This is a genomic window from Tsukamurella pseudospumae (assembly GCF_001575205.1).
GTDB classification, from domain to species: domain Bacteria; phylum Actinomycetota; class Actinomycetes; order Mycobacteriales; family Mycobacteriaceae; genus Tsukamurella; species Tsukamurella pseudospumae.
The window spans coordinates 599,716-621,825 of sequence record NZ_LSRE01000050.1; the positions used below are offsets into that span (position 1 = coordinate 599,716).

At 70.1% G+C, this 22,110-nt stretch carries 30 protein-coding genes and 4 tRNA genes; 11 read left to right on the forward strand and 23 right to left on the reverse strand.

Features of this window, described 5'->3' with window-relative positions:
* The first annotated feature begins 91 nt into the window (after window positions 1-91).
* Window positions 92-484 carry a DUF4190 domain-containing protein gene (locus AXK61_RS23880; protein WP_068574413.1) on the forward strand — a complete coding sequence of 131 codons (393 nt, stop codon included), beginning with the start codon at window positions 92-94 and terminating at the stop codon, window positions 482-484.
* A 3-nt stretch (window positions 485-487) separates the two neighbouring features.
* Window positions 488-952, forward strand: coding sequence for a DUF4190 domain-containing protein (locus tag AXK61_RS23885; RefSeq protein ID WP_068574411.1), 465 nt, complete (start codon window positions 488-490; stop codon window positions 950-952).
* Between the two features lie 86 nt (window positions 953-1,038).
* On the opposite strand, the gene rplA is transcribed toward AXK61_RS23885, so the two are convergent.
* The 11 genes from rplA to AXK61_RS23940 form a co-directional block, all read right to left on the reverse strand.
* Window positions 1,039-1,752 (reverse strand): 50S ribosomal protein L1, encoded by a 714-nt coding sequence (gene rplA, locus AXK61_RS23890; protein ID WP_068574409.1) that lies wholly within the window; start codon window positions 1,750-1,752, stop codon window positions 1,039-1,041.
* Window positions 1,753-1,864: 112 nt separating this feature from the next.
* The gene (rplK, locus tag AXK61_RS23895) at window positions 1,865-2,296 is read right to left on the reverse strand and encodes a 50S ribosomal protein L11 (protein ID WP_068523954.1); all 432 of its coding nucleotides are present in this window, start codon (window positions 2,294-2,296) and stop codon (window positions 1,865-1,867) included.
* Window positions 2,297-2,358: 62 nt separating this feature from the next.
* Window positions 2,359-3,204, reverse strand: a complete 846-nt coding sequence (gene nusG, locus AXK61_RS23900) for a transcription termination/antitermination protein NusG (protein ID WP_068747167.1) — start codon at window positions 3,202-3,204, stop codon at window positions 2,359-2,361.
* A 42-nt stretch (window positions 3,205-3,246) separates the two neighbouring features.
* Window positions 3,247-3,639 (reverse strand): preprotein translocase subunit SecE, encoded by a 393-nt coding sequence (secE, locus tag AXK61_RS23905; protein WP_068574405.1) that lies wholly within the window; start codon window positions 3,637-3,639, stop codon window positions 3,247-3,249.
* 75 nt (window positions 3,640-3,714) lie between these two features.
* Window positions 3,715-3,787 (reverse strand) — tRNA-Trp (locus AXK61_RS23910).
* Between the two features lie 200 nt (window positions 3,788-3,987).
* On the reverse strand, window positions 3,988-4,413 hold the full coding sequence (gene hadB, locus AXK61_RS23915; protein WP_068747168.1) for a (3R)-hydroxyacyl-ACP dehydratase subunit HadB: 426 nt from the start codon (window positions 4,411-4,413) through the stop codon (window positions 3,988-3,990).
* On the reverse strand, window positions 4,400-4,969 hold the full coding sequence (gene hadA / locus AXK61_RS23920; RefSeq protein ID WP_068574401.1) for a (3R)-hydroxyacyl-ACP dehydratase subunit HadA: 570 nt from the start codon (window positions 4,967-4,969) through the stop codon (window positions 4,400-4,402). The genes hadB and hadA overlap by 14 nt, the downstream gene beginning before the upstream one ends.
* 97 nt (window positions 4,970-5,066) lie before the next feature.
* Window positions 5,067-5,234, reverse strand: a complete 168-nt coding sequence (gene rpmG, locus AXK61_RS23925; RefSeq protein ID WP_013125415.1) for a 50S ribosomal protein L33 — start codon at window positions 5,232-5,234, stop codon at window positions 5,067-5,069.
* 34 nt (window positions 5,235-5,268) lie between these two features.
* Window positions 5,269-5,342: transfer RNA gene (locus AXK61_RS23930), tRNA-Met, on the reverse strand.
* Window positions 5,343-5,374: 32 nt separating this feature from the next.
* Window positions 5,375-5,447, reverse strand: a tRNA-Thr gene (locus tag AXK61_RS23935).
* A 139-nt stretch (window positions 5,448-5,586) separates the two neighbouring features.
* A tRNA-Tyr gene (locus AXK61_RS23940) sits at window positions 5,587-5,668 on the reverse strand.
* 94 nt (window positions 5,669-5,762) lie between these two features.
* Here AXK61_RS23940 and AXK61_RS23945 point away from each other — a divergent pair.
* A complete protein-coding gene (locus AXK61_RS23945) occupies window positions 5,763-6,254 on the forward strand; it encodes a YajQ family cyclic di-GMP-binding protein (protein ID WP_068574399.1) in 492 nt (163 codons plus the stop codon).
* A gap of 308 nt (window positions 6,255-6,562) precedes the next feature.
* Here AXK61_RS23945 and AXK61_RS23950 read toward each other — a convergent pair whose 3' ends face one another.
* The 7 genes from AXK61_RS23950 to menD form a co-directional block, all read right to left on the reverse strand.
* Entirely contained in the window at window positions 6,563-7,477 is a 915-nt protein-coding gene (locus AXK61_RS23950) for a type IV toxin-antitoxin system AbiEi family antitoxin domain-containing protein (RefSeq protein ID WP_082778179.1), read from the reverse strand.
* Window positions 7,478-7,802: 325 nt separating this feature from the next.
* Window positions 7,803-8,663 (reverse strand): M48 family metalloprotease, encoded by an 861-nt coding sequence (locus AXK61_RS23955; protein WP_231855648.1) that lies wholly within the window; start codon window positions 8,661-8,663, stop codon window positions 7,803-7,805.
* A gap of 9 nt (window positions 8,664-8,672) precedes the next feature.
* A complete protein-coding gene (locus AXK61_RS23960) occupies window positions 8,673-9,665 on the reverse strand; it encodes a polyprenyl synthetase family protein (RefSeq protein ID WP_068574395.1) in 993 nt (330 codons plus the stop codon).
* A gap of 4 nt (window positions 9,666-9,669) precedes the next feature.
* Window positions 9,670-10,359 (reverse strand): demethylmenaquinone methyltransferase, encoded by a 690-nt coding sequence (locus AXK61_RS23965; protein WP_068574393.1) that lies wholly within the window; start codon window positions 10,357-10,359, stop codon window positions 9,670-9,672.
* Between the two features lie 10 nt (window positions 10,360-10,369).
* Window positions 10,370-11,524 (reverse strand): glycosyltransferase family 4 protein, encoded by a 1,155-nt coding sequence (locus tag AXK61_RS23970; protein ID WP_068574390.1) that lies wholly within the window; start codon window positions 11,522-11,524, stop codon window positions 10,370-10,372.
* A 37-nt stretch (window positions 11,525-11,561) separates the two neighbouring features.
* Complete coding sequence (locus AXK61_RS23975; RefSeq protein ID WP_068574388.1) at window positions 11,562-12,029, reverse strand: DUF3592 domain-containing protein; 468 nt, start codon at window positions 12,027-12,029, stop codon at window positions 11,562-11,564.
* Window positions 12,026-13,663, reverse strand: a complete 1,638-nt coding sequence (gene menD, locus AXK61_RS23980; protein ID WP_068574386.1) for a 2-succinyl-5-enolpyruvyl-6-hydroxy-3-cyclohexene-1-carboxylic-acid synthase — start codon at window positions 13,661-13,663, stop codon at window positions 12,026-12,028. The genes AXK61_RS23975 and menD overlap by 4 nt, the downstream gene beginning before the upstream one ends.
* A 90-nt stretch (window positions 13,664-13,753) precedes the next feature.
* On the opposite strand from menD, the gene AXK61_RS23985 reads away from it, so the two are divergent.
* A complete protein-coding gene (locus AXK61_RS23985; protein WP_068574384.1) occupies window positions 13,754-14,410 on the forward strand; it encodes a Fic family protein in 657 nt (218 codons plus the stop codon).
* Between the two features lie 4 nt (window positions 14,411-14,414).
* On the opposite strand, the gene AXK61_RS23990 is transcribed toward AXK61_RS23985, so the two are convergent.
* Window positions 14,415-14,828, reverse strand: a complete 414-nt coding sequence (locus AXK61_RS23990) for a MarR family winged helix-turn-helix transcriptional regulator (protein ID WP_068574382.1) — start codon at window positions 14,826-14,828, stop codon at window positions 14,415-14,417.
* A 74-nt stretch (window positions 14,829-14,902) separates the two neighbouring features.
* Between AXK61_RS23990 and AXK61_RS23995 the strand changes: the two genes are divergently transcribed.
* The 4 genes from AXK61_RS23995 (at window position 14,903) to AXK61_RS24010 (ending at window position 18,074) form a co-directional block, all read left to right on the forward strand.
* On the forward strand, window positions 14,903-15,982 hold the full coding sequence (locus AXK61_RS23995; protein ID WP_068574380.1) for an AbrB family transcriptional regulator: 1,080 nt from the start codon (window positions 14,903-14,905) through the stop codon (window positions 15,980-15,982).
* Window positions 15,983-16,026: 44 nt separating this feature from the next.
* A complete protein-coding gene (locus tag AXK61_RS24000; protein WP_068747170.1) occupies window positions 16,027-17,292 on the forward strand; it encodes a saccharopine dehydrogenase family protein in 1,266 nt (421 codons plus the stop codon).
* Between the two features lie 177 nt (window positions 17,293-17,469).
* The gene (locus tag AXK61_RS24005) at window positions 17,470-17,769 is read left to right on the forward strand and encodes a type II toxin-antitoxin system RelE/ParE family toxin (protein ID WP_197466903.1); all 300 of its coding nucleotides are present in this window, start codon (window positions 17,470-17,472) and stop codon (window positions 17,767-17,769) included.
* A gap of 35 nt (window positions 17,770-17,804) precedes the next feature.
* Complete coding sequence (locus AXK61_RS24010) at window positions 17,805-18,074, forward strand: helix-turn-helix domain-containing protein (protein ID WP_068575286.1); 270 nt, start codon at window positions 17,805-17,807, stop codon at window positions 18,072-18,074.
* Window positions 18,075-18,081: 7 nt separating this feature from the next.
* On the opposite strand, the gene AXK61_RS24015 is transcribed toward AXK61_RS24010, so the two are convergent.
* Window positions 18,082-18,342, reverse strand: a complete 261-nt coding sequence (locus AXK61_RS24015; RefSeq protein WP_068574374.1) for a metal-sensitive transcriptional regulator — start codon at window positions 18,340-18,342, stop codon at window positions 18,082-18,084.
* The gene (locus AXK61_RS24020; RefSeq protein WP_068574372.1) at window positions 18,339-18,734 is read right to left on the reverse strand and encodes a DUF302 domain-containing protein; all 396 of its coding nucleotides are present in this window, start codon (window positions 18,732-18,734) and stop codon (window positions 18,339-18,341) included. Before AXK61_RS24020 ends, AXK61_RS24015 begins: the two co-directional genes overlap by 4 nt.
* A gap of 124 nt (window positions 18,735-18,858) precedes the next feature.
* On the opposite strand from AXK61_RS24020, the gene AXK61_RS24025 reads away from it, so the two are divergent.
* A complete protein-coding gene (locus AXK61_RS24025) occupies window positions 18,859-19,221 on the forward strand; it encodes a carboxymuconolactone decarboxylase family protein (RefSeq protein ID WP_068574370.1) in 363 nt (120 codons plus the stop codon).
* Between the two features lie 10 nt (window positions 19,222-19,231).
* Window positions 19,232-19,402, forward strand: a complete 171-nt coding sequence (locus tag AXK61_RS25570; protein ID WP_175400088.1) for a hypothetical protein — start codon at window positions 19,232-19,234, stop codon at window positions 19,400-19,402.
* Between the two features lie 10 nt (window positions 19,403-19,412).
* Here the strand turns inward: AXK61_RS25570 and AXK61_RS24030 are convergent, their stop codons facing one another.
* The gene (locus AXK61_RS24030) at window positions 19,413-20,849 is read right to left on the reverse strand and encodes an amidase (protein WP_068747171.1); all 1,437 of its coding nucleotides are present in this window, start codon (window positions 20,847-20,849) and stop codon (window positions 19,413-19,415) included.
* Between the two features lie 110 nt (window positions 20,850-20,959).
* Here AXK61_RS24030 and AXK61_RS25575 point away from each other — a divergent pair, with 110 nt between their 5' ends.
* Window positions 20,960-21,592 (forward strand): TetR/AcrR family transcriptional regulator, encoded by a 633-nt coding sequence (locus tag AXK61_RS25575; protein WP_068574366.1) that lies wholly within the window; start codon window positions 20,960-20,962, stop codon window positions 21,590-21,592.
* 24 nt (window positions 21,593-21,616) lie between these two features.
* Here the strand turns inward: AXK61_RS25575 and AXK61_RS24040 are convergent, their stop codons facing one another.
* Window positions 21,617-22,096 (reverse strand): hypothetical protein, encoded by a 480-nt coding sequence (locus AXK61_RS24040; protein ID WP_068574364.1) that lies wholly within the window; start codon window positions 22,094-22,096, stop codon window positions 21,617-21,619.
* Window positions 22,097-22,110: the final 14 nt, after the last annotated feature.

Genomic DNA, 22,110 nt, shown 5'->3' on the forward strand with positions numbered 1-22,110 from the left:
ACGTTCCAAGGCTCCTCCAAGTGATCCGCCAGCGGCTTTCGGTTACGCTTATCCGGACCTAAGCTTCGCATTACCAAGGGGAGAATTCACTATGTCGACGCCCAACGACCCGTACGGCCAGCAGCCGGACCCGAACCAGTACCCCGGCCAGCAGCAGCCGTACGGCCAGCAGCAGCCCTTCGCCGGTCAGCCGTACCCGGGCCAGCCGGCGCCCATCGGCCCGAACGGCGAGCAGCTCAACGATCCCGACAACACCCTGGGCATCGTCGGCCTCGTGCTGGTGTTCGTCTGCGGCGGCATCGTCGGCCTCATCGTCAGCTGGATCGCGCTGAACAAGTCCAAGCAGCGCGGCTACAAGAACACGCCGGCCCTCATCGGCGTGATCCTCGGCGCGATCTTCTCCGTGCTGTTCGTGCTGTGGCTGATCTTCGCCGTGGTCATCGGTATCGGCTCGGCGTCGAGCTCGTCCTACTTCCTCGTCTGACGCATGGGCTACCCCGAGAACCCGCAGGACCCGTTCACCAAGGATCCGTACGGTACGAACGACCCGAACGCGCAGTACGGCGCGGGCCAGTACGGCGCCGGGCAGTACGATCCGTACGGCCAGGCACCGTCGTACCCCGGCCAGGGCTACCCGGCGGCCCAGCCGTACCCGGGCGGCTACCCCGGCTACCCCGTGCCGAACGGCGAGATGCAGGACCCCGACAACGCCATGGGCATCGTCGGACTGGTCCTCAACTTCGTCTGCTGCGGCCCGATCGGCCTGATCGTCAGCTGGATCGCGCTGAACAAGTCGAAGGAGCGCGGCTACAAGAACACCGTCGCGCTGGTCGGCGCGATCCTCGGCGGGATCAGCAGCGCGATGCTGCTGGTCGTGGTCGTGATCTACGCGATCATCATCATCGCGGCCGTCGGCTCGAGCTCCAGCTCGTACGTGCTGTCCCTGCTCTGACCGCAGCGTCCCCGGACACGACGAAGCCCCCGACCTCCTCGCGGAGATCGGGGGCTTCGTGGATCAGGCCCTGATGAGGGGAAGGCTTACGCCTCCTCCTCCGCGAGGTTGCTCACTCGCGACGGGTCCACCTGGATGCCCGGTCCGGTGGTCGTCGAGACGGTGACCTTCTTCAGGTACCGGCCCTTGGCCGCCGACGGCTTCGCGCGCAGGACCTCGTCCAGCGCGGCGCCGTAGTTCTCCACCAGCTGCTTGGCGTCGAAGGACGCCTTGCCGATCACGAAGTGCAGGTTCGACGCCTTGTCGACGCGGAACGTGATCTTGCCGCCCTTGATGTCGCCCACGGCCTTGGTCACGTCGGGGGTGACGGTGCCGGTCTTCGGGTTCGGCATGAGGCCACGGGGGCCGAGCACGCGAGCGATGCGACCGACCTTGGCCATCTGGTCCGGGGTGGCGATCGCGGCGTCGAACTCGAGCCAGCCGCCCTGGATCTTCTCGATCAGGTCCTCGGCGCCGACCTCGTCCGCACCGGCGGCCTTGGCCTCCTCGGCCTTGTCGCCGACGGCGAACACGATCACGCGCGCCGTCTTACCCGTACCGTTCGGCAGGTTGACGGTGCCGCGCACCATCTGGTCGGCCTTGCGGGGGTCGACACCGAGGCGCATGGCGACCTCGACGGTGGCGTCCTGCTTGGTGGAGGAGGTCTCCTTGGCGAGCGTGACGGCCTCGAGCGGGCTGTACAGCTTGTCCTTGTCGACCTTCTCGGCAGCGGCCTTGTAGGCCTTGCTGTTCTTGCTCATGTGGAACTCTTTCTTATCTTGCCCAGCGTGCGGGCAGTGAGTGGTTCTGCGGGCCGAGCCGGCCCTCCCACGGGAGGCACAGGCCTCCCGGCGACAAACTCGACGGTGCGAGTTACTCGACGGTGATGCCCATCGAGCGAGCAGTGCCGGCGATGATCTTCGCGGCCTGATCGATGTCGTTCGCGTTCAGGTCTTCCTTCTTGGTCTCGGCGATCTCGCGCACCTGATCCCAGGTCACCTTGGCGACCTTGGTCTTGTGCGGCTCGCCCGAGCCCTTCTGCACGCCTGCGGCCTTGAGCAGCAGCTTCGCAGCAGGAGGAGTCTTCAGCTTGAAGTCGAACGAACGGTCCTCGTAGACCGTGATCTCGACCGGGATGACGTTGCCACGCTGCGACTCGGTCGCGGCGTTGTACGCCTTGCAGAACTCCATGATGTTGACGCCGTGCTGACCAAGCGCGGGACCCACGGGCGGAGCAGGGTTGGCCTGCCCGGCCTGGATCTGCAGCTTGATGAGCCCGGCGACCTTCTTCTTCTTCGGGGGCATCCTCAGTATCCTTTTTCATCACCCCGCGCCCGTGTACCGGCGCGGGAAGCATTGGTGTCTCGCTAGGAGATCTTCTCGACCTGGTTGAACGCGAGCTCGACGGGCGTCTCGCGACCGAAGATCGAGACGAGCACCTTGACCTTGCGCTGCTCGGCGTTGATCTCGCTGATCGACGCGGGCAGGGTGGCGAACGGGCCGTCCATGACGGTGACCGACTCGCCGACCTCGAAGTCCACCTCGACCGCGGGCCCCTGCGACACGGCGCCACCGGACGCGGCCGCGGCACCGTCGGACGCGGCACCCGCCTTGTCCTTGGCGGGCTTGGTCCGGGCGCTCTCGGGGAGCAGGAACTTCACGACCTCGTTCATCGTGAGCGGCGAGGGCTTGCTGGTCAGGCCGACGAAGCCGGTGACGCCGGGGGTGTTGCGCACCGCGCCCCAGGACTCGTCGTTGAGGTCCATGCGCACCAGGATGTAGCCCGGCAGCACCTTGCGGTTGACCCGCTTCTGCTGGCCGTTCTTGATCTCGGTGACCTCCTCGGTGGGGACCTCCACCTGGAAGATGTAGTCGCCGACGTCGAGGTTCTGGACACGGGTCTCGAGGTTGGCCTTGACCTTGTTCTCGTAGCCCGCATAGGTGTGGATGACGTACCAGTCGCCGGGGGCGGTGCGCAGCTGCGCCTTCAGCTCCTCGACGGGGTCGATCTCGACCTCTTCCTCGGCCTCCTCCTCGACGAGCTCGGCGCCGTCACCGGCGGCCGCGTCCTCCTCGGGGGTGCCGAACACGTTCTCCTCGGCCTCGATCAGGGCCTCGTCCTCGGCCGACTCGACCTCGGTCGCCTCGGCGTCATCGACCAGCACGCCCTCAGGGGAGTCCTGCTCAGCCTCGTTGTGCTCCGGGGTGCTCACAGCGCCGAAGTTCCTTCCGTCTCGTCTTCTCGGGCGGTCCGGCTACTTGCCGAACGCCCACAACATCAGCTTCGCGAAGCCGAGGTCGAGGAGGCTGATCATCGCGGTGAGGATCACCACGAAGAGCAGCACGATGATCGTGTAGTTGACCATCTGGCTGCGGGTGGGCCAGATGACCTTGCGCAGCTCGGCGACGACCTGGCGGATGTACAGCCAGATGGCGGCGAACGGATTGCGCGAGGGCTTCGCGGCCGCGGTCTTCTTCGCAGTGCCGGACGCCGTCGTCGACTCACCGGGCTCGGGTGCCTCGGCCAGCGCCGTGCGGCCACGCCGGCCGCTGGAGCGCTTACCGGAGGGGCGGGCCTGCTGGGCGTCTTCGGCGGCGCTGTCCCCGGCGGTCTCGCCGGTGGTCGCGTCGTCCTGCTCGTCGCTCACGCACTTCCCTCCGCTGTTCCTCCGGCGACCCGCGGGCCGACCGATGTCAGAGCCGGGCGCCGGGGCCCGCCTGTGCAGGGGCGACAGGACTCGAACCTGCGACCTGCGGTTTTGGAGACCGCTGCTCTACCAACTGAGCTACACCCCTTTGCGGGACCTCGCGGTCCCGCACCCGCACCCTTCGATGGGCGCGCTTTCGCACGCCCGCCGTGTGGTGCGGACAGTTCAGTGTACGGCACATCGGTGCCGCACCTCAAAACGCCCCGTCAGAGGCCCGGCAGTCCACCACGGTCGGGCCCGCCCGACGGTGACCGTCGTCCGGCCCGGCGGGACCGCGCACCGTCGTGACTAGCCGAACTGGACGGTGGCGACCGGCTTACCGAAGATCTTGCGGTCACCCTGCTTGACGGTGAGGAAGACGACGCCCGTCTTGGTCTCCTCGTCGAGGGACTTGATCTTGCCCGCGTACAGCAGCTCCGCCTTCTGGTCGGCGGGAACGAACACCGGCGCGGTGAAGCGGACGCTGTACTCCTTGAGCGCGCCCGGATCGCCCAGCCACTCGGTGATGTAATTCGAGCCCAGGCTCATCGTGAGCATGCCCTGCGCGACGACGTCCTCCATGCCGGCCAGCTTCACGATGTGATCCGACCAGTGGATGGGGTTCGGATCGCCGGTGACGCCCGCGTAGTTGACCAGGTCACCGCGGGTCAGCTCGAAGATCCGCTCGGGAAGCTCCTCGCCCACCGATACGTCCGCGAAGTTACGAAGTGCCATACATCATCACCTTTTCTGCGGCGCCCATGAAGTCGGGAGCGTCGGGGTCATCGGTCGAGCGACCTGCCAGCGTGGTCCAGGACGTGACGAGCGGGTTGCCGTCCTGATCGGAGATCTCGTTGCGCGTCACGATCAGATCGACGCCAGCGACCTGCCGGAACGCGTCGAAGTGCACGTGGGTGGTCAGCGTCATGCCGGCCAGGATCGGCGCATGGAACTGCACCTTCTGCTCCGTCTGCATCACCGGGCGACGCCCGTAGCCGACGATGGCCTCCTCGAACAACGGGCGATGCGCCACGATGCCGATCAGCGAGAACATGATGGGCGGCGCAACGATGTCGTCGTATCCGGCGGCACGCGCGGCCTCGGGATCGTGGTGGACGGGGTCGGTCAGCTGGCTGGCGTTGGCGAACTCCCGCACCTTCTCACGGCTGACGTAGTACTTGTCCTTGTACTCGTAGTTGTAACCGACCGCGGCGCGGGTACGCTCCGCGACCTCTTCCGGGCTGAGCTGCTCGGTGACCGGGCCACCCGGTACATCGATGTCGTTGCTCACGTGGGGAACCTACCTAACGTGAAATGGGCTGAAGAGCAGTATGCCAAAGGGGAGGGCATCCTTGGCGGATGCCCTCCCCTTCGTTCGAACGTTTCGCCTAGCGCGACTCGCGATGCGCCTGGTGCGAGCCACAGTTCGGGCAGAACTTCTTCAGCTCGAGGCGATCGGGGTCGTTGCGACGGTTCTTCTTGGTGATGTAGTTGCGGTGCTTGCACACCTCGCACGCCAAGGTGATCTTGGGGCGAACATCTGTCGATGAAGCCACGACGTTCCCTCTTTCGCAAATCTCTTGTCAGTTGTAGCGGTGGGGAGGCTCGATCTCCCGACCTCACGATTATGAGTCGTGCGCTCTAACCAGCTGAGCTACACCGCCCTGAGCTATCAGCACATTGCACTGGTCTAGCGAGCCCCCTAACGGAATCGAACCGTTGACCTTTTCCTTACCATGGAAACGCTCTACCGACTGAGCTAAGGGGGCGTGGTCCTGGGGGCGCCGTCTCCGGCACTCCAAGAGCCTCAACGAGATTACACACTGCGGCGGAGATCATCCAAATCCGCAGGTCAATCCGTTTTCGCAGCGACCCCCGGCGATCGAGATCACCGGGGGTCGAGGCGGGTGGCACGTGTAGGATTCGAACCTACGTAGGCTAAGCCGACGGATTTACAGTCCGCTCCCATTGGCCGCTCGGGCAACGTGCCGTTCACTGCCCGTGAAGGCAGCGGAGAGTAGACTACATCGCCCCCACCGGGGCCGCGCAAACCCGCAGGTCAACTGATTAGGAGTCCAGCCGAGATGGCCGATTCGTCGTTCGATGTCGTGAGCAAGATCGACCGCCAGGAGGTCGCCAACGCCCTCAATCAGGCGGCGAAGGAGCTCAGCCAGCGGTACGACTTCCGCGGCACCAACACCACGGTCGAGTTCTCCGGCGAGGACAAGGTGGTCCTCACCTCCGACGCCGAGGAGCGCGTCAAGGCCGGCCTCGAGGTGTTCCAGGAGAAGCTGATCAAGCGCGGGCTGTCCTTGAAGGCCTTCGACGCCGGTGACCCGGTCGCCTCCGGCAAGACCTACAAGATCACGGGCACTCTGGTCGAGGGCATCACCAGCGAGAACGCCAAGAAGATCAGCAAGCTCATCCGCGACGAGGGCCCCAAGTCCGTCAAGGCCCAGATCCAGGGTGAGGAGCTCCGCGTGACCAGCAAGTCCCGCGACGACCTCCAGTCCGTCCAGTCCCTGCTCAAGGGCGCGGACCTGGACATCGCGGTGCAGTTCGTCAACTACCGCTGAGGCCTTTCTGCCCGACGGTGTGCGGTTGTCCGGGCCGGTTGGGGTGACCGCACCCGTCCCTCGTTTCGTCGTCGAGTGCGGGGGTCAGCTGTGGGTTTTCTCACAGGAGAGGTTGGGCCGCGGGTTTCGGCGCGGCGGGAAGGTCGCCGCCCCCGGTGAGGCACTGTCGTCCCCCGCGCCGCGCCGCCAGGAGCACCAGGCGTTCCGTCCCCCACCGAACGCCCGGCGTTTCACGAGGGACGCGTTGTCCCCCGCGCCACGCCGCCGACCCCCACGCCGCGATGGCGTCCCCCACGCCGCGATGGCGACTACGCGGCCAGCAGACCGTGACGGACCAAAGTCGGAGTGAGTTTGCGGCGTAAGCGCGCGTCGTCGACCAGATCCTTCCAGCCCCACCGCACGATCTCGAAGCCGTGCGCGGCGAACACCGCGTGCCGCTGCTTCTCCGCGGCGAGCGCAGCGGAGCGCTCGGAGTCGGTCGTGCCGTACTTGCCCTCACCGTCGAATTCACCGATCAGCGTTCCCCACCGGAAGTCGGCGAAGAGCAGGTGTCCATCGAGGTGGAACTCCGCCTGAAGCTGTGGAGTCGGCACACCCCACGCCAGCATCAACATCCGCGACCAGGACTCCCCCGCGGATTCACTGCAGTCCACTGACAGGTGCAAGGCGCGCCTGGCCACGGCTGATCCCCGCCGTCGACCGAGCCTGTCCAGAGTGGACTGCAGGCTCTCCAGTGGAACCGGCGCCGGAGTCGACGCGGTCGGGAATCGGGGGATGAAGCGCACCGCGTCGATCGCCGCGACGGCCCGCACGAGGTCGCCGGACATCGCCACGTCGATGGGAGTACGCACTCGCGAGGTGACACGCACCCCGTCGACCTCCACGACCTCGTCGTCCTCCAGCGGCCGGGGATGAACGTGGATCCCGGGGCGCCGTCCTCCACCATGCTCCCGATCGACGGTGAAGTGCACCGACTGCCGGTCCGGCTGCAGGAACGGAATGTCGTGCAGCACCGCGGCACTTTCGTGGCTCACCACGCCACCGCACGACATCGACGCCGCGAGGATCTTCATTCGGTACAGCGCCCGCGCGTCGTAGCCGCCGGCGTGCGCGTAGACCCCCATGGCCAGTCGGATCAGCTCGCCGCTGTCCACAGCCCTGCTGATGTCGCCGCTCGTCCACCCCGTCGCGAGCAGATACTCCCGAGTCAGAATCTCCCCCATGCGTTGAGTGAACCGCACCGCGACACCGCGAATCGCCGCCCAGCCGCGTTCATCCCCAGGCTACTGGAGGGTATCCACAACAAATTCGGCGCTGATCGTTCCCCCTACGACGGGCCCCGGCCCCAGCCCACCGTTCCCCCTGCGCCGCGCCGTCGTCCCCCGCGCCGCGCCGCCAGGAGCACCAGGCGTTCCGTCCCCCACCGAACGCCCGGCGTTTCGCGAGGGACGCGTTGTCCCCCACGCCACGCCGCCGACCCCCACGCCGCGCCCCAACCCCGCGCCAACCGCCGCGCACCTGCCGCACCGGCGGCACCGTCGAGCCGGGCTACGCGGTCAGCGCCTCCAGCCGCTCCACGCGCCTCTCCAGCGGCGGCTGGGTGCGGAAGACGCGGCCGAGGCGGTCGCTGTCACGGAAGGGGTACACGAGCATCGTGTCGGCGTGCACGGCGAGGTCGGGTTCGGGGGGCAGGGGGGCGCGGGCGGCACCGTCGGACACGGTGCGCAAGGCGCGGACCAGAGCCGACGGGGCACCCGTGAGCAGTGCCGCGGAATGGTCGGCGCGGTAGTCGACGGTCCGCGAGACACCGAGCCGGATCAGCGCGCCGGCGATCGGCGCGAGCACCGACAGCATCGCGTCGACGACCCGGCTGCGGCGCGATCCGCCGTCCCCGAAACCCAACAGGTACCCGAACCCGGCGAACCCGCAGATCACGGCGCCGAGCGCGCCGGCCACGGACGCGGTCAGAGTGTCCCGCGCCCCGATCCGCGCGAGCTGGTGCGCGAGCACCGCGCGCAGCTCGTCCTCCGGCAGCAGCTCGAGCAGCCCGACGGTGACGCACACCGCCGCGTGCGACGGCCCGTGTCCGGCGGCGAGGACGTTGGGCGCCGCGGTCGGTGAGACGTACACCGCGGGCATCGGCAGCCGCGCAGAGGTCGACAGCTCGCGCACCAGCCGGAACAGCGCGGGTTGTTGCAGCTCGGACACGCGCCGGGCGTGCATCGCGCGCAGCGGCAACGACGGTCCGCTGACGTACAGGTAGGCGCAGACACCGGCGGCGAGGACGATGGACAGCAGGAAGGTGGTGCGTCCGAAGATCGCGCCGCTGGCCATCACGAAACCCGCGACCAGCGCCAGCAGCAGCGCGGTGCGGATCAGATTCCCGGTCCGGCTCCGGGGGCCCAGCACGCGCAGACCTCAGCCCAGGCGGGCGACCGTGAAGGTGACGAGGGATTCGAGCGAGGCGCGCGGCTCGGACTCGGGCAGCGCGGCGAGCTCGGCGCGGGCCTCGTCGGCGTACCGCGCGAGCACCGCCTCGGCCTCCTTCATGCCGGCGGAGCGACCGAGGAGCTCGATGGCCTCGTCGACCAGTGCATCGTCGGTGACGGGGCCGACGAGGATCTCCCGGAGCCGGTCGGCCTCCGGCCCGGAGTCGCGCAGGGCGTAGTGCACCGGCAGGGTGAACACGCCCTCGCGGAGGTCCGTGCCGGGCGTCTTGCCGGACTCCGTGGCGATCGAGCTGATGTCGATGATGTCGTCGCTGATCTGGAAGGCCATGCCGATCGCGGCGCCGATGCGGTACATCCGCTGCGCCGTCTCCTCGTCGGCGCCGCCATGCAGCGCGCCGAGCAGGCCGCAGGTGGCGATGAGGCTGCCGGTCTTGCCCCAGATGGTGTCGAGGTAGTGCTGCACGGGATCGCCGTCGCCGGCCCCCTTGAGCTCGAGCATCTGCCCGGTGACCAGTTCCCCGAAGCATTGCGCGATCACGCCGACGGCGCGGGGGCCGAGGTCGGCGCCGTACTTCGAGGCGCGCGCGAACAGGTAGTCGCCCGCGAGGATCGCGATCGAGTTGCCCCACTTCGCGTTGGCCGACGGTGCGCCGCGGCGCGTGTCGGCCTCGTCCATCACGTCGTCGTGGTACAGCGTCGCGAGGTGGGTGAGCTCCATCGCGGCCGCGGCGGTGATCACCTCCTCCGACGGCGAACCACCGATCCGGCCGGAGAGGACCGTGAACATGGGCCGGAACCGCTTGCCGCCGGCCTGGAACAGGTGCAGCGCCTCCTCGATCACGCACCCGTCGGCCTCGGCGATGCCGTCGGCGATGACCTGCTCCACGCGGGCCAGATCCGCGCGGACCCCGGCCGCGAACTCGTCGGACCCCAGCGAGACCCCGGCTACCGTCTTCTCCACGGGTTCAGCCTAGCGGGCGGGTCGCGGTGTGCAGTGCGACGATGCCGCCGGTCAGGTTCGTCCAGCTCACGCCACCCCAACCGGCCTCGCGCACGAGCTCCGCGAGGTCGGCCTGCGCGGGCCAGTTCCGGATCGACTCGGCGAGGTAGGTGTAGGCCTCCGGATTCGACGATCCCTTCGCCACCACCTGGATGGCCTCCAGCGCGACCTTCTCGTACAGCGTGCGGAAGGCGCCGTTGGTCGGGGTGGAGAACTCGCACACCACGAGCCGCCCGCCGGGCCGCACCACGCGGGCCATCTCGCGCAGGCCGGCGACGGTGTCCTGCACGTTGCGGAGCCCGAAGGAGATGGTCGCCGCGTCGAAGGAGTCGTCCGCCAACGGCAGCGCCATCGCGTCACCCGCGACCATCGGCACGCGCCGGAAGGCACCCGCCTGGAGCATCCCCGTCGAGAAGTCGCAGGCGGCGACCCACGCGCCGGACCGGGCGAGGTCCACCGTCGAGACGCCCGTCCCGGCGGCGAGGTCGAGGACGCGGTCCCCCGGCTTGAGGTCGAGCGCGCGCCGGGTGCGGGCGCGCCAGTACCGATCCAGCCCGCCCGTCATGAGCGTGTTGGTCCGGTCGTAGCGGCGCGCGACACCGTCGAACATCGACGCGACGTCGCCGGGTTTCTTGTCCAGGGAGGCCCTTGCCATGACCCGAAAGTTACACGACCGCGCGCACGCCACGATTCGTCGCAGGTCCGGCGATCACGCTCTCGTAGTGCGCGAACAGCTGGTCGCACAGCGCGGGCCAGGTGCGAGCGAGGACCGACTTGCGGGCGGCCTCGCCGAACCGGGCGCGCAGCGCCGGGTCGGCCAGGGTGTCGATGACGCCGGGAAGCAGGTCGGCGAACTCGGCGACGGGCAGCAGGTAGCCGTTGCGGCAGTGCGCGACCAGGTCGCGCGGCCCGCCCTGGTCCGGCGCGATCGACGGTACGCCCGACGCGAGCGCCTCCTGGACGGCCTGGCAGAAGGTCTCGTGCTCGCCGGCGTGCACGAAGACGTCGAGGGAGGCGTAGGCCGCGCCGAGCTCCGCGCCGCCCAGCTGCCCGGTGAACACCGCTCCGGGCAGCAGTGATTCGAGCCGCGCGCGCTCCGGCCCGTCGCCCACGATGACCAGCTGCACGTCATCGCGCCCCGCGAGCCCGACGAGCCGCTCGACGTGCTTCTCCGCCGCGAGCCGCCCGACGAACCCGACGACCATCCGGTCCGGCCGGTCCCCCAACCAGGCGGCGCGCAGCGAGGCGCTGCGGTGCGACGGCGCGAACCGCTCGCCGTCGACGCCGCGGGCCCAGGTCTTCACGCGGGGGATGCGGTGCGCCTCGAGATCGGCCACGGACGCACTCGAGGGTGCCAGGGTCAGGTCGCACTGCTTGTGCATCTGCCGGGTCCACCACCACGCTGCGCGCTCGAGCGGCCCGAGCCCGTAGGAGCCCGCGAAGCCGGCGACATCGGTCTGGAAGATCGCGACCGTCGGGATGCCCAGGCGCTTGGCCGCGGCCAGGCCACCCGCGCCCAGGAAGTAGGGCGAAGCGAGGTGCACCACGTCGGGCTCGAACTCGCGGAGCACGTCGAGGATCCGCATGTTCGGCTGCCCGATGGGCAGCGACGAGATCCGCGGCAGCATCCGCGCCGGCACCCGGTACACGGGGAACCCGAGGTGCTCCAGCGGGGCGGGCTCCTCACCCGCGACCGAATCGGGCGCGATCACGATCGCGTCCGCACCGGTACGGCGACAGTGCTCCAGTACCCGGAGCACCGAGTTGGTGACCCCGTTGACGTTCGGCAGGAAGGACTCGGCCACGATCGCGATACGCACGTGCCGAGTGTGTCGTGCGGGAGGGCCGTGCGGGAGCCTAAGGGTCGACGGTGTGCGGAACGTCAGGTGAACTCTCGGGCCGGGACCCGTCGCCCCGGTGGTAGCCGACGGCGAGGAGCACCATGATCGCCCCGATCACCAGCCACGTCCCGGCGGCGACGGACGCCGCCGGCACCACCGCGACCACGGCGGACCGTCCGGCCACCCGGACCAGCTCCGGGTCCGACCGGCTGTACTCCACCTGGATCCGGTCGCCCACCGACAGCTCACTGGGGTACAGGACGCCGAGCGGAGGATTGTGGTTGACGCCGTCGGTCGTGTAGAAGCTGATCGTCGAGCGGCGGGGCCCCGCGGAGAGCACTTCCGCGGTCGCCGTGCCGCGGTCGGCGTCGATGGTCACGTCGTCGCGCCAGGCCGCCGCGACGAGGACCGCGCACAGCCCGGTGATGAGGATCGCCGCCGACAGCAGCACCAACTGCACCCGGCGCAGCGCCGTGCGGCTCACGCGTGCCCGCCCGAGATCCGTGCGCGCATGCCCGCGTGCAGGGCCCGGAGCCCGGCCCGCTCGGTCCGGACCTCGACGACCCGCAGCCCGTCCGGCTCCCATCCCAGGTCGTCCAGGCCGGCACGCGCGTACTCGACGCCGTACGCGGCGCAGAGCGCGCTGATGTCCGTCCCGTGCGGCGTGCCGAACACCCGGGCGGCGGCACCGTCGTACTCCGCGCCGGAGTAGCGCTCCTCGCCCTGTTCGAGCAGGTTGAAGATGCCTCCCCCGTTGTCGTTGGCGACCACGATCGTGAGGTTGTCGGGCCGGGGTTCCTCGGGGCCGATGAGCAGCCCGGACGCGTCGTGGACGAAGGTCAGGTCGCCCATGAGCGCGACGGTGCGCCGGTCCGGATGTGCGAGTGCGGCACCGATCGCGGTGCTGACGGTGCCGTCGATCCCGGCGACGCCCCGGTTGGACAGCACGCGCACCCCGTCGGGCACGTGCCCGGCGAGCGCGACATCGCGGACGGGGTTCGACGCGCCGACCACCAGCTGGTCGCCGGGCCGCAGTGCCGCGCACACGGCCCGCGCGACGTGCAGGCCCGTCACCGGGCCGTCCTCCAGGCCCAGCGCGACGGCCTCGCGGGCGGCGGCGTCCGCCCCGGCACAGGTCGCGAGCCAGTCCGGCGAGGGCTCCCCGACGGGCACGACGCGCGTGCCCGTCGCCGCGACATTGCCCGACACGTCAGGCCAGCGCGGCCCGGTGGTCACGGCGTACACGGTGACCTCCGGGTCGGCGAGCAGGGCGCTGACCTCGCGGTGCAGGGTCGGGCGGCCGCAGATGATGGCCTGCTTGGGCTGCAGCGCCGACAGCGCCCAGGGATGCAACGCGTTCGTCGCCTGCGGCGCGGTCGGCTCGGCGACGGTCGGCAGGCCCGCGAGGGCCGGGTTCTCCCCCGCCCCGTGCCCGGAGATGACGACGGTGTCCGGGCTCAGGTCGATCGGGAGCGGGACGTCGAGGGTGGCGACGGGCGCGACGGTCCACGGCCCACCGTCGGGCCTGCCCTGCGCGAGCGCGGGCGACGGGTCGTCGGGCACGAGGGGTTCGCGGAGCGGGATGTCGAACTGGACGGGGCCCGCGTTGCCGGTGCGGGCGCCGCGGGCGGCGGCGAGCGCGCGGCAGACGGCGCTGCGCCACTGCGAGTTGCGGTCGAGGCCCGGCTCGGAGAGGCCCAGGCTGAGAGCGGCGCGGACCTGGGTGCCGAAGATGCCGAACTGCTCGACGGTCTGGTTGGCACCGGATCCGAGCAGCTCGTAGGGGCGGTTCGCGCTGATCACGAGCAGCGGGACCCGGGCGTAGTTGGCCTCGAACACCGCCGGCGACAGGTTCGCGACGGCGGTGCCGGAGGTCATGATGATCGGCACCGGGCGCCGGCTCGCGGCGGCCAGGCCGACGGCGAGGAAGCCCGCGGTCCGCTCGTCGATCCGCACGTGCAGCCGCAGCTCTCCGCGCTTGTCGGCGGCGTGGACCGCGAAGGCGAGCGGCGCGTTGCGCGAGCCGGGACACAGCACCACGTCGGTCACGCCCCCGCGCACCAGCTCGTCCACGATCACCCGCGCCTGCAGCGTGGACGGGTTCGGCGGCTTCTGCATGCGCACCACCTTACGACCGCATTCGCGCTCGCCCGGCTCCCGGCACCTGACGTACGGTCGTTGCGGGATGCCGCGAGGAGGGAGCAGAAGATGACCGCGATCACCGTCGCCGACCTTGCGGGCGTCGTGTACTCCTCCGGCAAGGTCTTCGACGGGCTGTCGACCGGACGGCTCGACACGGAGAACTTCCTCCGTTCCGGCAGCGTCGAGGGGATCACCTCGCGCGCGGACCTGGCACTCCTCGAGGACCTGCGCGATGCCGCGGGATTCATCCTCGACGGTGCCGCGCGCCCGACCGACGCCGCGCTCGTCCGAGACATCAACGCGCGGATCACTCGCAGCGGCGCACTGCATCCCGGCGAGCTGCGCACCGCGGAGCAGCGGATCGGCGTGCGCACCCGGTACGGCCGGCATTCTCCGGAGGCCCTCACCAACGAGGGCCTGCAGGACCTCGTCGAGACCCTCACGGCCGGAACGGATCCGATTGAGGCCGCGCTGTCGTTGTTCGTGGGCGTCGCGCGGGCCCAGCCCTTCGAGGACGGCAACAAGCGCACGGCGCTGTTCGCCGCGAATCACCTCCTGCTGAGCGCCGCAGCCGGAAAGCTCCTGACCGTCCCCGTCTCCGACACCGACCCCGCAGTCGCGGACACCTTCAACGACCTGCTCGCCCGCGCCTACCTGCTCGGCGAGGACGACGGCGTGAAGAACCTGCTGCGCCGGGACGGGATCGTGCCGATCGGCGCGTAGCCCACTAACCGCCGGCCAGCTTCGCCAGCACGGGACCGGCGAGCAGGAGCACGTCGCGTTCGAGCGGGGTGAGCCGCTCGGCCATGGCGGCCTCGAGCCACGCGTTGCGGGTCGCGCGGTCCTCCTCGATGACGGTGCGCCCCTCGGCGGTGAGCTCGACGTACTGCCGCCGACGGTCCGCCTCGTCCCGGCGCCGCCCCACGAGGCCCGCGTCCGTGAGGGCGTTCAGCGCGGGGGTGAGGGTCTGCGAGCGGACGTGCAGGGCCTCTCCGAGGTCGGCCGGTGTCGCCGGGCCGCCGCGGTCGAGACTGCCGAGGATGAGGTACTGGGTCTCGGTGAACGGGCCCGGCCGACGGTGCGCGCGGATCTCCCGGCTCAGGGAGTGCACGCCGTACCGGAGCTCGCTGACATCAGACATAGCAAGATTTTACTTCATACTTTTGCGTCTTTTGCGAGTTGATTCGCGTGTTTATCACGTAGATACTTGTTGTCATGCGCAGCGAACTGACGAGGTGGGCCGGTCTGATCGTCGCCTCCTGCGCGCTCTCCGCGGCGCTCCTCGCCGCCGGCGTGCCCAGTGCCCCGCTGTTCGCAGCGCTGGTGTGCGCGGTGGCCGCGGCGCTGTTCGGACGGGCTCCGGGGCCGATACCGCGGCCGGCGCAGCTCGCGGCGCAGGGCGTGCTCGGCGCCTACATCGGCACGCTCATGCAGGCGCACACGGTCGCGGCGCTCGGATCGCGGTGGCCGGCGGCGCTGCTGGTCGGATTCGCCACCCTTCTCCTCTCCGTGGGCGCCGGGGCACTGCTCGGCCGACACCGGGACACGGACTCGATCACGGGCTCGCTCGCGCTGGTCGCGGGCGGCGCGTCGGGGCTGGTCGCGATCGCCCGGGAACTGGGCGGCGACGAGAAGACGGTCGCCGTGGTCCAGTACCTGCGCGTGGGCCTGGTCACCGTCTCGCTGCCGCTCGTGGCGGCGCTGTACCCGCACGTCCCCGGTACGTCGGTCGCGGAGTCCGGCCCGAACCGACCGTGGTGGTTCGATCTCGGTTTCACCGCGATCTGCGTGGGCGGCGGACTCGCCATCGGGTTGGCGACCCGCCTCCCCGCGGGCGGGCTCCTCGGCCCGCTCGTCGCCTCCGCCGCGCTGTCATTGTCGGGCGTCGCCGCGGGGGCGACGGTGCCGTGGCTCCTCGTCGCGGCCGGGTACCTGGTGATCGGCTGGCAGGCCGGCGTCGGCTTCACCCGGGAGTCGCTGAAGTCGATGGCGCGCCTGTTGCCCTGGGCGATCCTGCTCATCGTCGGGGTCGGGATCGGCTGCGCCGGCCTCGGTTTCGCCCTGTCCGCGATGACCGGCGTCTCCACCCTCGACGGCTACCTCGCGACCACGCCGGGCGGCATCTACGCCGTGCTCGCGGTCGCCGCGTCGTCGAACGTCGACATCACCTTCGTCGTCGCCGCGCAGCTGATCCGCGTGCTGCTGATGCTCTTCCTCGCGCCTGCGGCGGCGCGGGGCTTCCAGCGTCGGCGTGCCCACCGCCGCGAGGAACCCCCTGTCACCACCGGCGTGTGACCCGTCACACGCGCGCCGCCGCGAACACTGCTAACATCGAGCCCATGACTGCGGGCACCAGGGAATTCGACATCATCGTCTTCGGCGCGACGGGCTTCGTCGGCGAGCTGACGGCGCGCCACCTCGCCAACCACGCGCCGGACGGCGTGCGCATCGGCCTCGCGGGCCGCACGCAGGCCAAGCTGGAGAAGCTGCGCGCGGGCCTGGGCGGGAAGGCGAAGGACTGGGGCATCGTCGTCGCTGACGTCGACAAGCCCTCCACCCTCGACGAAATGGTCGCGCGCACCACGGTCCTGTGCAGCACCGTCGGCCCCTACGCCCTGTACGGGGAGACGGTGGTGGGCGCGTGCGTCAACGCCGGCACGCACTACACGGACCTCACGGGCGAGGTGCTGTTCGCGCGCCGCTCGATCGACAAGTTCCATGAGCAGGCCGTCGCGAACGGCACGAAGATCGTGCACTCGTGCGGATTCGACTCGATCCCTTCGGATCTGGGCACCTTCCTCGTCTACGAGCGCGCGAAGGCCGACGGTGCCGGCACGCTCGGTTCCACGACGCTCGTCATGCGCGACCTGCGCGGCGGCGCGAGCGGCGGCACCATCGCCTCCGCGATCGGCCTCGCCGACGAGGTGAGCGTCGACCGCGAGGCCCGGCGCATCGCCGGCCGAGCGCATTCGCTGACGGTCGACGACACCCGCGAGACGCCGAAGCAGCCGGGCGACCTCTCCGTGGTGGACGCGAGGTCGGTGGATCCGTCCCTGTCCGGCACGCTCGCGCCGTTCTTCATGGGTAGCTACAACACCCGTGTCGTGCGTCGCAGCAACGGCCTGCTCGACTTCGGCTACGGCCCCGACTTCACCTACCGGGAGACGATGGCCGTCGGCTCCAACCCCATCGTTTCGACGGTGGCCTCCCGCGCCGTGCAGGGCGCCCTCGCCGTGGGCATGGCGGCCCTGGCGATCAAGCCGCTCCGCCCCGTCCTCGACCGGATCCTCCCGGCGCCCGGCGAGGGGCCGAGCGAGGCCTCGCAGGCCAAGGGCCGCTTCCGCGGCGAGGTGTACACCCGCACCACCAGCGGCCGGCGCTACCGCTCGACCATCGGCGCACAGCTCGACCCGGGCTACAGCGGTACCGCCGTCATGCTCGGCGAGTCCAGCCTGGCCCTGGCCCTCGACGGCGACACCGCCCGCGGCGGCGCTCCCCTGCCCACGTACGCCGGCGTCCTCACCCCCGCCGTCGCGATCGGCGACGTACTGGCCGATCGCCTGCGCTCCCAGGCCTTCACCGTCACCGTCGACGAACTGACGTAACTCCGCACACCGCCCCGCAGGAGGGCCGGAACCTCACGCCGACCTGGTGCGTCCAATTGATGAGCGCATCGGGTCGGATCGTGAGCGGAGGCCACCATGAATGTTATCGGTTCTGATAACATTGCTTCGGACTTGCCGGACATTCCACTCACGTGGGTGGGATCAACCCGGTCTGACATGCAAGCGCAGCCGAAGGAAGCGCAACGGTTGATGGGACAGCAGCTACGACGCGCGCAGAGGCGACTCGAGCCCGACGACTGGAAGCCGATGCCCACAGTCGGGCGCGGCGTCCGTGAGATCCGCGTCCGCGACTCGGACGGGACCTATCGCACGATGTACGTGACGTCAGGACGACCGCCAAGGATCTACGTGCTGGCCGTCTTCACGAAGAAGACGGCGAAGACGCCGCAACGAACCATCGACCTTGCGCGGAAGCGGTACAAGGCAGTCACTGAACTGATCCGGACGGGAGAATGATCGTGAAGCAGGATCCGATCGACGACGACTTCACGATGGTCACGACGGCCGACCCGTGGGAGGTGATCGCGGATACTCCAGAAGAGGCCGAGAACCTCCGGCTCCGAAGTGACCTGATGATCGCCATCGAGCAAGCGATCCGATCCCACGGATGGTCTCAGAAACAAGCGGCCAAGCACTTGAGCATCACCGCGCCCCGGATGAACGATCTCCTGCGCGGCAAGATCGACAAGTTCTCGCTGGACGCCCTCGTGAATCTCGGCGCGAAACTCGACCTTCACCTGCGGATCACGCACGTCGCCTGACAGGCCGTCACGCCAACGACAGGAACAGCTTCTCCAGCTTCTTCTGGTCCACGTTCTCGGGGCCCTCGGTCGCGATGCAGTGCTGCAGGCCGGTGGCCACGAGGGCGTAGCCGCTGCGCCCGAGCGCCTTGTTGACCGCGGCGAGCTGGGTGAGCACGTCCTCACACTCCTCCCCCTCCTCGAGCATGCGGATCACCGTGGCCAGGTGGCCGTGCGCACGCTTGAGGCGCGTCACGATCGGCTTGGCGTCCTCGTCCGGGATCTTCATGCCGCCAGCCCTTCCAGCATGCGGCCGAGCCGCTCACGCGCGTCCGCCGCGACACCGGACAGCGCTGCGGTGCCGGTGAATTCGGGCATGACGTTCGGGTCCATGACCTCCACCAGCGACTGCGCGTCACCCGCTGCCGACACCACCACGTTGCACGGCAGCAGCGCGGCCACGCGCGGGTCGATCCCGAGGGCCTCGTGCGCCAGTTGCGGACGGCACGCGCCCAGGATCACCTTCGGCGGCACGTCCACATCCAGCTTCGCCTTGAGCGTCGCCTTCAGGTCGATCTCCGTGAGCACGCCGAACCCGACCTCCGCCAGCGCCGCGCGAACCCGCGCCACCGCATCGCCGTAGGGCGCGTCGATCGTCGCGCTCATCGTGAACTCCGCCATGTCCCGTCCTTCCGTCGTCGACGGCACCGTCGACCCGTCGTGACGACCATTCTGGCACATCCCCCCGGGGGGATGCTAGGTTCAGGACGAACATCCCCCTAGGGGGTTAACGGAAGGACCGATCATGAGCACCCACGACACCGACGGCGCCGCGACCCTGCGCGCCCTGCAGCCGCAGCACCGCGACCTGCGCAAGGCCATCCCCGAGGTCTACGCCGGCTTCGGAGCCCTGAGCGCAGCCGCCTTCGCCGACGGCGCACTCGACCGGAAGACCAAGGAGCTCATCGCCTTCGCGATCGGTGTCGTCGAGGGATGCGACGGCTGCATCGCCTCGCACGGACAGGCCGCTGCCCGGGCCGGCGCCACCGAACAGGAGGCCGCGGAGGCGATCGGCGTCACCTTCCTCATGCACGGCGGGCCCGCCACGATCCACGGCGCGCGGGCCTTCGAGACCTTCCGCGGCTTCGCCACCGCCGAGAGCGCGTAAGGTCCGGCCCATGTGCAGTGCGATCACCTGCCGCGTGTGCGGCAAGACCACCTGGACCGGCTGCGGCTCCCACGTCGACGCGGTCCGCGCCACCGTCGCCCCCGAGGACTGGTGCCCGGGGCACCCGGCCCAGCCGCCGGCCGCGGAGCAGCCCGCCAAGCGGGGCTGGTTCCGACGTTGACCTCGACCGGCTATCGGTCGATCCGCGCGAACGGGCGCAGTTCCTCCACCTCGTAGGCGAGCTCGAGCAGCGCGGACTCCATGCCCGCCGGTCCGGCGAACTGGGCACCCAACGGCATTCCGGCACCGTCGAACCCGCACGGCACGGAGATCGCGGGCCCGCCCGAGACGTTGTTGAGCGGCGTGATCCCGACCATCGAGATGGTCCGGTCCATGAACTCGCCGAAGGGCAGCGCCGGGTCGAGGAAGCCGATCCGCGGGGTGGTCCGCGTCATCGTGGGCGAGAGCATCGCGTCCACGCCCTGCTCGACGAACATCCGCTCGTAGTTCCCGGTCACCGCGCGCAGGCGCCGGATCGCCCCGGGCATCGACGGTGCGCTGCGCCGCGCGCCGCGCAACAGGCTGCGGGTGACGGGGTCGAGCTCGGCGGGAGTGAACCCGCGGCCCGATGCCGCCGCCGCGGCCCCGACCTCGGCGGCCGTCAGAAAACCCCAGTAGTGCAAGAAGTCCCGCACGAAGCCACCGTCCAGCCGCAGGTCAGCCATGGACAGCTCGACGATCTCGTGCCCGCTCGCGGCGAGCTCCTCGGCGAGAGTGCGGACCGGCGCGAGGCACTCCTCGGCGATGCCGAAGTCGGTGACCGACTCGGTGATCAGGCCGATCCGGCGGCGCCGCCCCGGCCCGCGCACGTGCCCGACGGGTGGAAGCGCAAGGTTGCGGACCGCCCGCTCGGCCTCCGCGACGTAGTGCGCGCTGTCGCGGACGGTGCGCGTGAGCACGCCCTCGCACACCACGTTGATCGGCAGCAGGCGCAGCTCCGGCATCCCCGCCATCCGCCCGCGCGTACTCTTCAGTCCCACAAGGCCGTTCAGGGCGGCGGGGATGCGAATCGAGCCGCCACCGTCGTTACCGTGGGCGATCGGCAGGGCGCCCGACGCGACCAGCGCCGCGGCCCCCGACGACGAGCCGCCCACCGAGTAGTCCGTGTTCCAGGGGTTGCGCGCGGGCTCGCGCGCGGCGAACTCGGCGCTCGCAGTGAGGCCGAACTCGGGCATCACCGTCGACGCGAGAACGTTCACCCCGGTCGCCGCGAACTGCTCCGCGACCGGCCCCGACTTCCCGGCGACCTTGTCCGACAGGGCGATCGAGCCCATCGTGGTGGGCAGCCCCGCGAACGAGGTGTTCTCCTTGATCGCCGACGGTACGCCGTACAACGCCACATCCCGATCCGCCTGCGGCCCGGCGCCGCCCGGGCTCGCCCACCAGCGCACCGCCCGCGTCGCGGGGTCGACGGTGCGCATCCGCGCCGTCGCGGCGCCCGCGGCCTCCGCGACACCGATCTCGCCCGAGCGGATCGCCGCGGCGACGCCGGTGGCGTCGAGCGTGCCGAGCGCATCGTCTGTGAAGGCACTGACGCGCGTGGACTCGTGCGTGAACTCGATGGTCATGACCTGGCCCCTCCCGGCGCTGCGCCGAGTCTGTACAAACTTACAGAGTCCGACCCTAGCGCTAGTCTGTAACTTTGTACAGACTTCTGATTCGTCCTAGACTGCGGGGCGTGGAGGAGCGCAAACACCGTCGGAGCACCCTCGAGCGCAGGCGTGCGCTCCTGGAGGCGACCGTCGAGATGGTGGGCGAGTCCGGGTACGCGTCGGTGACCCATCGCGCCGTGACCGCCCGTGCCGGGCTGCCCACCACGTCGATCGGCTACTTCTTCGCCTCGATCGACGATCTGACACACGAGGCCATGCGCGTCTTCGTCGCGGAGGAGTTCGAGCGGCTGGACCAGCTGGCGGGCTTCCTCGGCGACACCGCCGCCCCACCGGAGCAGGTGATCACCGCGTTCGGCGAGGTCACCGATGCTCGAGGAGCCGAGTCGCTCGCCCTCATCGAGGCCTACCTGCGCGCGGCGCGCGACCCGGCCGCCCGCGTGGTGATCGAGGAGTATCTGCGCGCTGCGGACTCCTTGGCGCAGGGCGCTGCCGCGCTCGCGGGCGTGGAGATCACCCCGGTGACCGCACGCGGCGTGATCGCGCTGATCAACGGCTTCACCGTGATCGACTCCGCGCTCCCCGACCAGGCCGACATCGAGGTCAAGAAGGCGGCGCTGCGCACCATGCTCATCGGCGCGCTGTTCGAGCAGGGCCAGGACGACGCCGCCCGCGCCCTGCGCGATCGGCGGCCCGGCTGACCGGACGGGACGGCACCGTCGGGCTCAGGAGCCACCGGACGGGCTCAGCTGCCCCGTTCGATCCCCCGCGGCGATCCGGGTAGCCAGCCGATCCTGCGCCTCCCGGATACCGGAGGCGTACGACGGGTCGAGCGCGCTGTCCAGCGCGAAATCGAATTCCCGGCTGGTCTGCAGCCTGTCGGACGCCTCGGCGAACCGGCCCTGGCGGCGGTAGCCCTCGGCCAGGTTGAGGTGCAGCGAGGGCATGAAGCCGGCGACGGACAACGACGCGTGGACCGCCTGGAGGTCGGCGTCCGAGACGTGGGCGGACTCGGCGAGCGCAACCTCGTCCCACTCGACCTCAGCGTCCAATTCGCCCTGGACATCGGCGATGTAGTGCGCGGCTATGCACCGGGACGCGTGAGCCGAGGACTCGATCCGCACCCACAGCGCCTCGAGCTTCTGCTTGCGCTCCGACCGGTCACCGGTCATCGCGGCGCCGAGCTCCGTCATCAGGTTCTCCATGCCACGCACCCTAG

Excerpts from the sequence above, each read along its gene's own strand:
- AXK61_RS23985 (WP_068574384.1), top strand. The coding sequence starts at position 13,754 with ATGACCGCGATCACCGTCGCCGACCTTGCGGGCGTCGTGTACTCCTCC.
- AXK61_RS24015 (WP_068574374.1), bottom strand. The coding sequence starts at position 18,342 with ATGAAGATCCCGGACGAGGACGCCAAGCCGATCGTGACGCGCCTCAAG.
- AXK61_RS24025 (WP_068574370.1), top strand. The coding sequence starts at position 18,859 with ATGAGCACCCACGACACCGACGGCGCCGCGACCCTGCGCGCCCTGCAG.
- rplA (WP_068574409.1), bottom strand. The coding sequence starts at position 1,752 with ATGAGCAAGAACAGCAAGGCCTACAAGGCCGCTGCCGAGAAGGTCGAC.
- hadB (WP_068747168.1), bottom strand. The coding sequence starts at position 4,413 with ATGGCACTTCGTAACTTCGCGGACGTATCGGTGGGCGAGGAGCTTCCC.
- rplK (WP_068523954.1), bottom strand. The coding sequence starts at position 2,296 with ATGCCCCCGAAGAAGAAGAAGGTCGCCGGGCTCATCAAGCTGCAGATC.
- AXK61_RS24030 (WP_068747171.1), bottom strand. The coding sequence starts at position 20,849 with ATGACCATCGAGTTCACGCACGAGTCCACGCGCGTCAGTGCCTTCACA.
- AXK61_RS24005 (WP_197466903.1), top strand. The coding sequence starts at position 17,470 with ATGCAAGCGCAGCCGAAGGAAGCGCAACGGTTGATGGGACAGCAGCTA.
- AXK61_RS23995 (WP_068574380.1), top strand. The coding sequence starts at position 14,903 with ATGCGCAGCGAACTGACGAGGTGGGCCGGTCTGATCGTCGCCTCCTGC.
- AXK61_RS23885 (WP_068574411.1), top strand. The coding sequence starts at position 488 with ATGGGCTACCCCGAGAACCCGCAGGACCCGTTCACCAAGGATCCGTAC.
- menD (WP_068574386.1), bottom strand. The coding sequence starts at position 13,663 with ATGCAGAAGCCGCCGAACCCGTCCACGCTGCAGGCGCGGGTGATCGTG.
- AXK61_RS24000 (WP_068747170.1), top strand. The coding sequence starts at position 16,027 with ATGACTGCGGGCACCAGGGAATTCGACATCATCGTCTTCGGCGCGACG.
- AXK61_RS23990 (WP_068574382.1), bottom strand. The coding sequence starts at position 14,828 with ATGTCTGATGTCAGCGAGCTCCGGTACGGCGTGCACTCCCTGAGCCGG.
- AXK61_RS24020 (WP_068574372.1), bottom strand. The coding sequence starts at position 18,734 with ATGGCGGAGTTCACGATGAGCGCGACGATCGACGCGCCCTACGGCGAT.
- AXK61_RS25570 (WP_175400088.1), top strand. The coding sequence starts at position 19,232 with ATGTGCAGTGCGATCACCTGCCGCGTGTGCGGCAAGACCACCTGGACC.
- AXK61_RS24040 (WP_068574364.1), bottom strand. The coding sequence starts at position 22,096 with ATGGAGAACCTGATGACGGAGCTCGGCGCCGCGATGACCGGTGACCGG.
- AXK61_RS23950 (WP_082778179.1), bottom strand. The coding sequence starts at position 7,477 with ATGGGGGAGATTCTGACTCGGGAGTATCTGCTCGCGACGGGGTGGACG.
- AXK61_RS23965 (WP_068574393.1), bottom strand. The coding sequence starts at position 10,359 with ATGGCAAGGGCCTCCCTGGACAAGAAACCCGGCGACGTCGCGTCGATG.
- AXK61_RS24010 (WP_068575286.1), top strand. The coding sequence starts at position 17,805 with ATGGTCACGACGGCCGACCCGTGGGAGGTGATCGCGGATACTCCAGAA.
- AXK61_RS23880 (WP_068574413.1), top strand. The coding sequence starts at position 92 with ATGTCGACGCCCAACGACCCGTACGGCCAGCAGCCGGACCCGAACCAG.
- AXK61_RS23945 (WP_068574399.1), top strand. The coding sequence starts at position 5,763 with ATGGCCGATTCGTCGTTCGATGTCGTGAGCAAGATCGACCGCCAGGAG.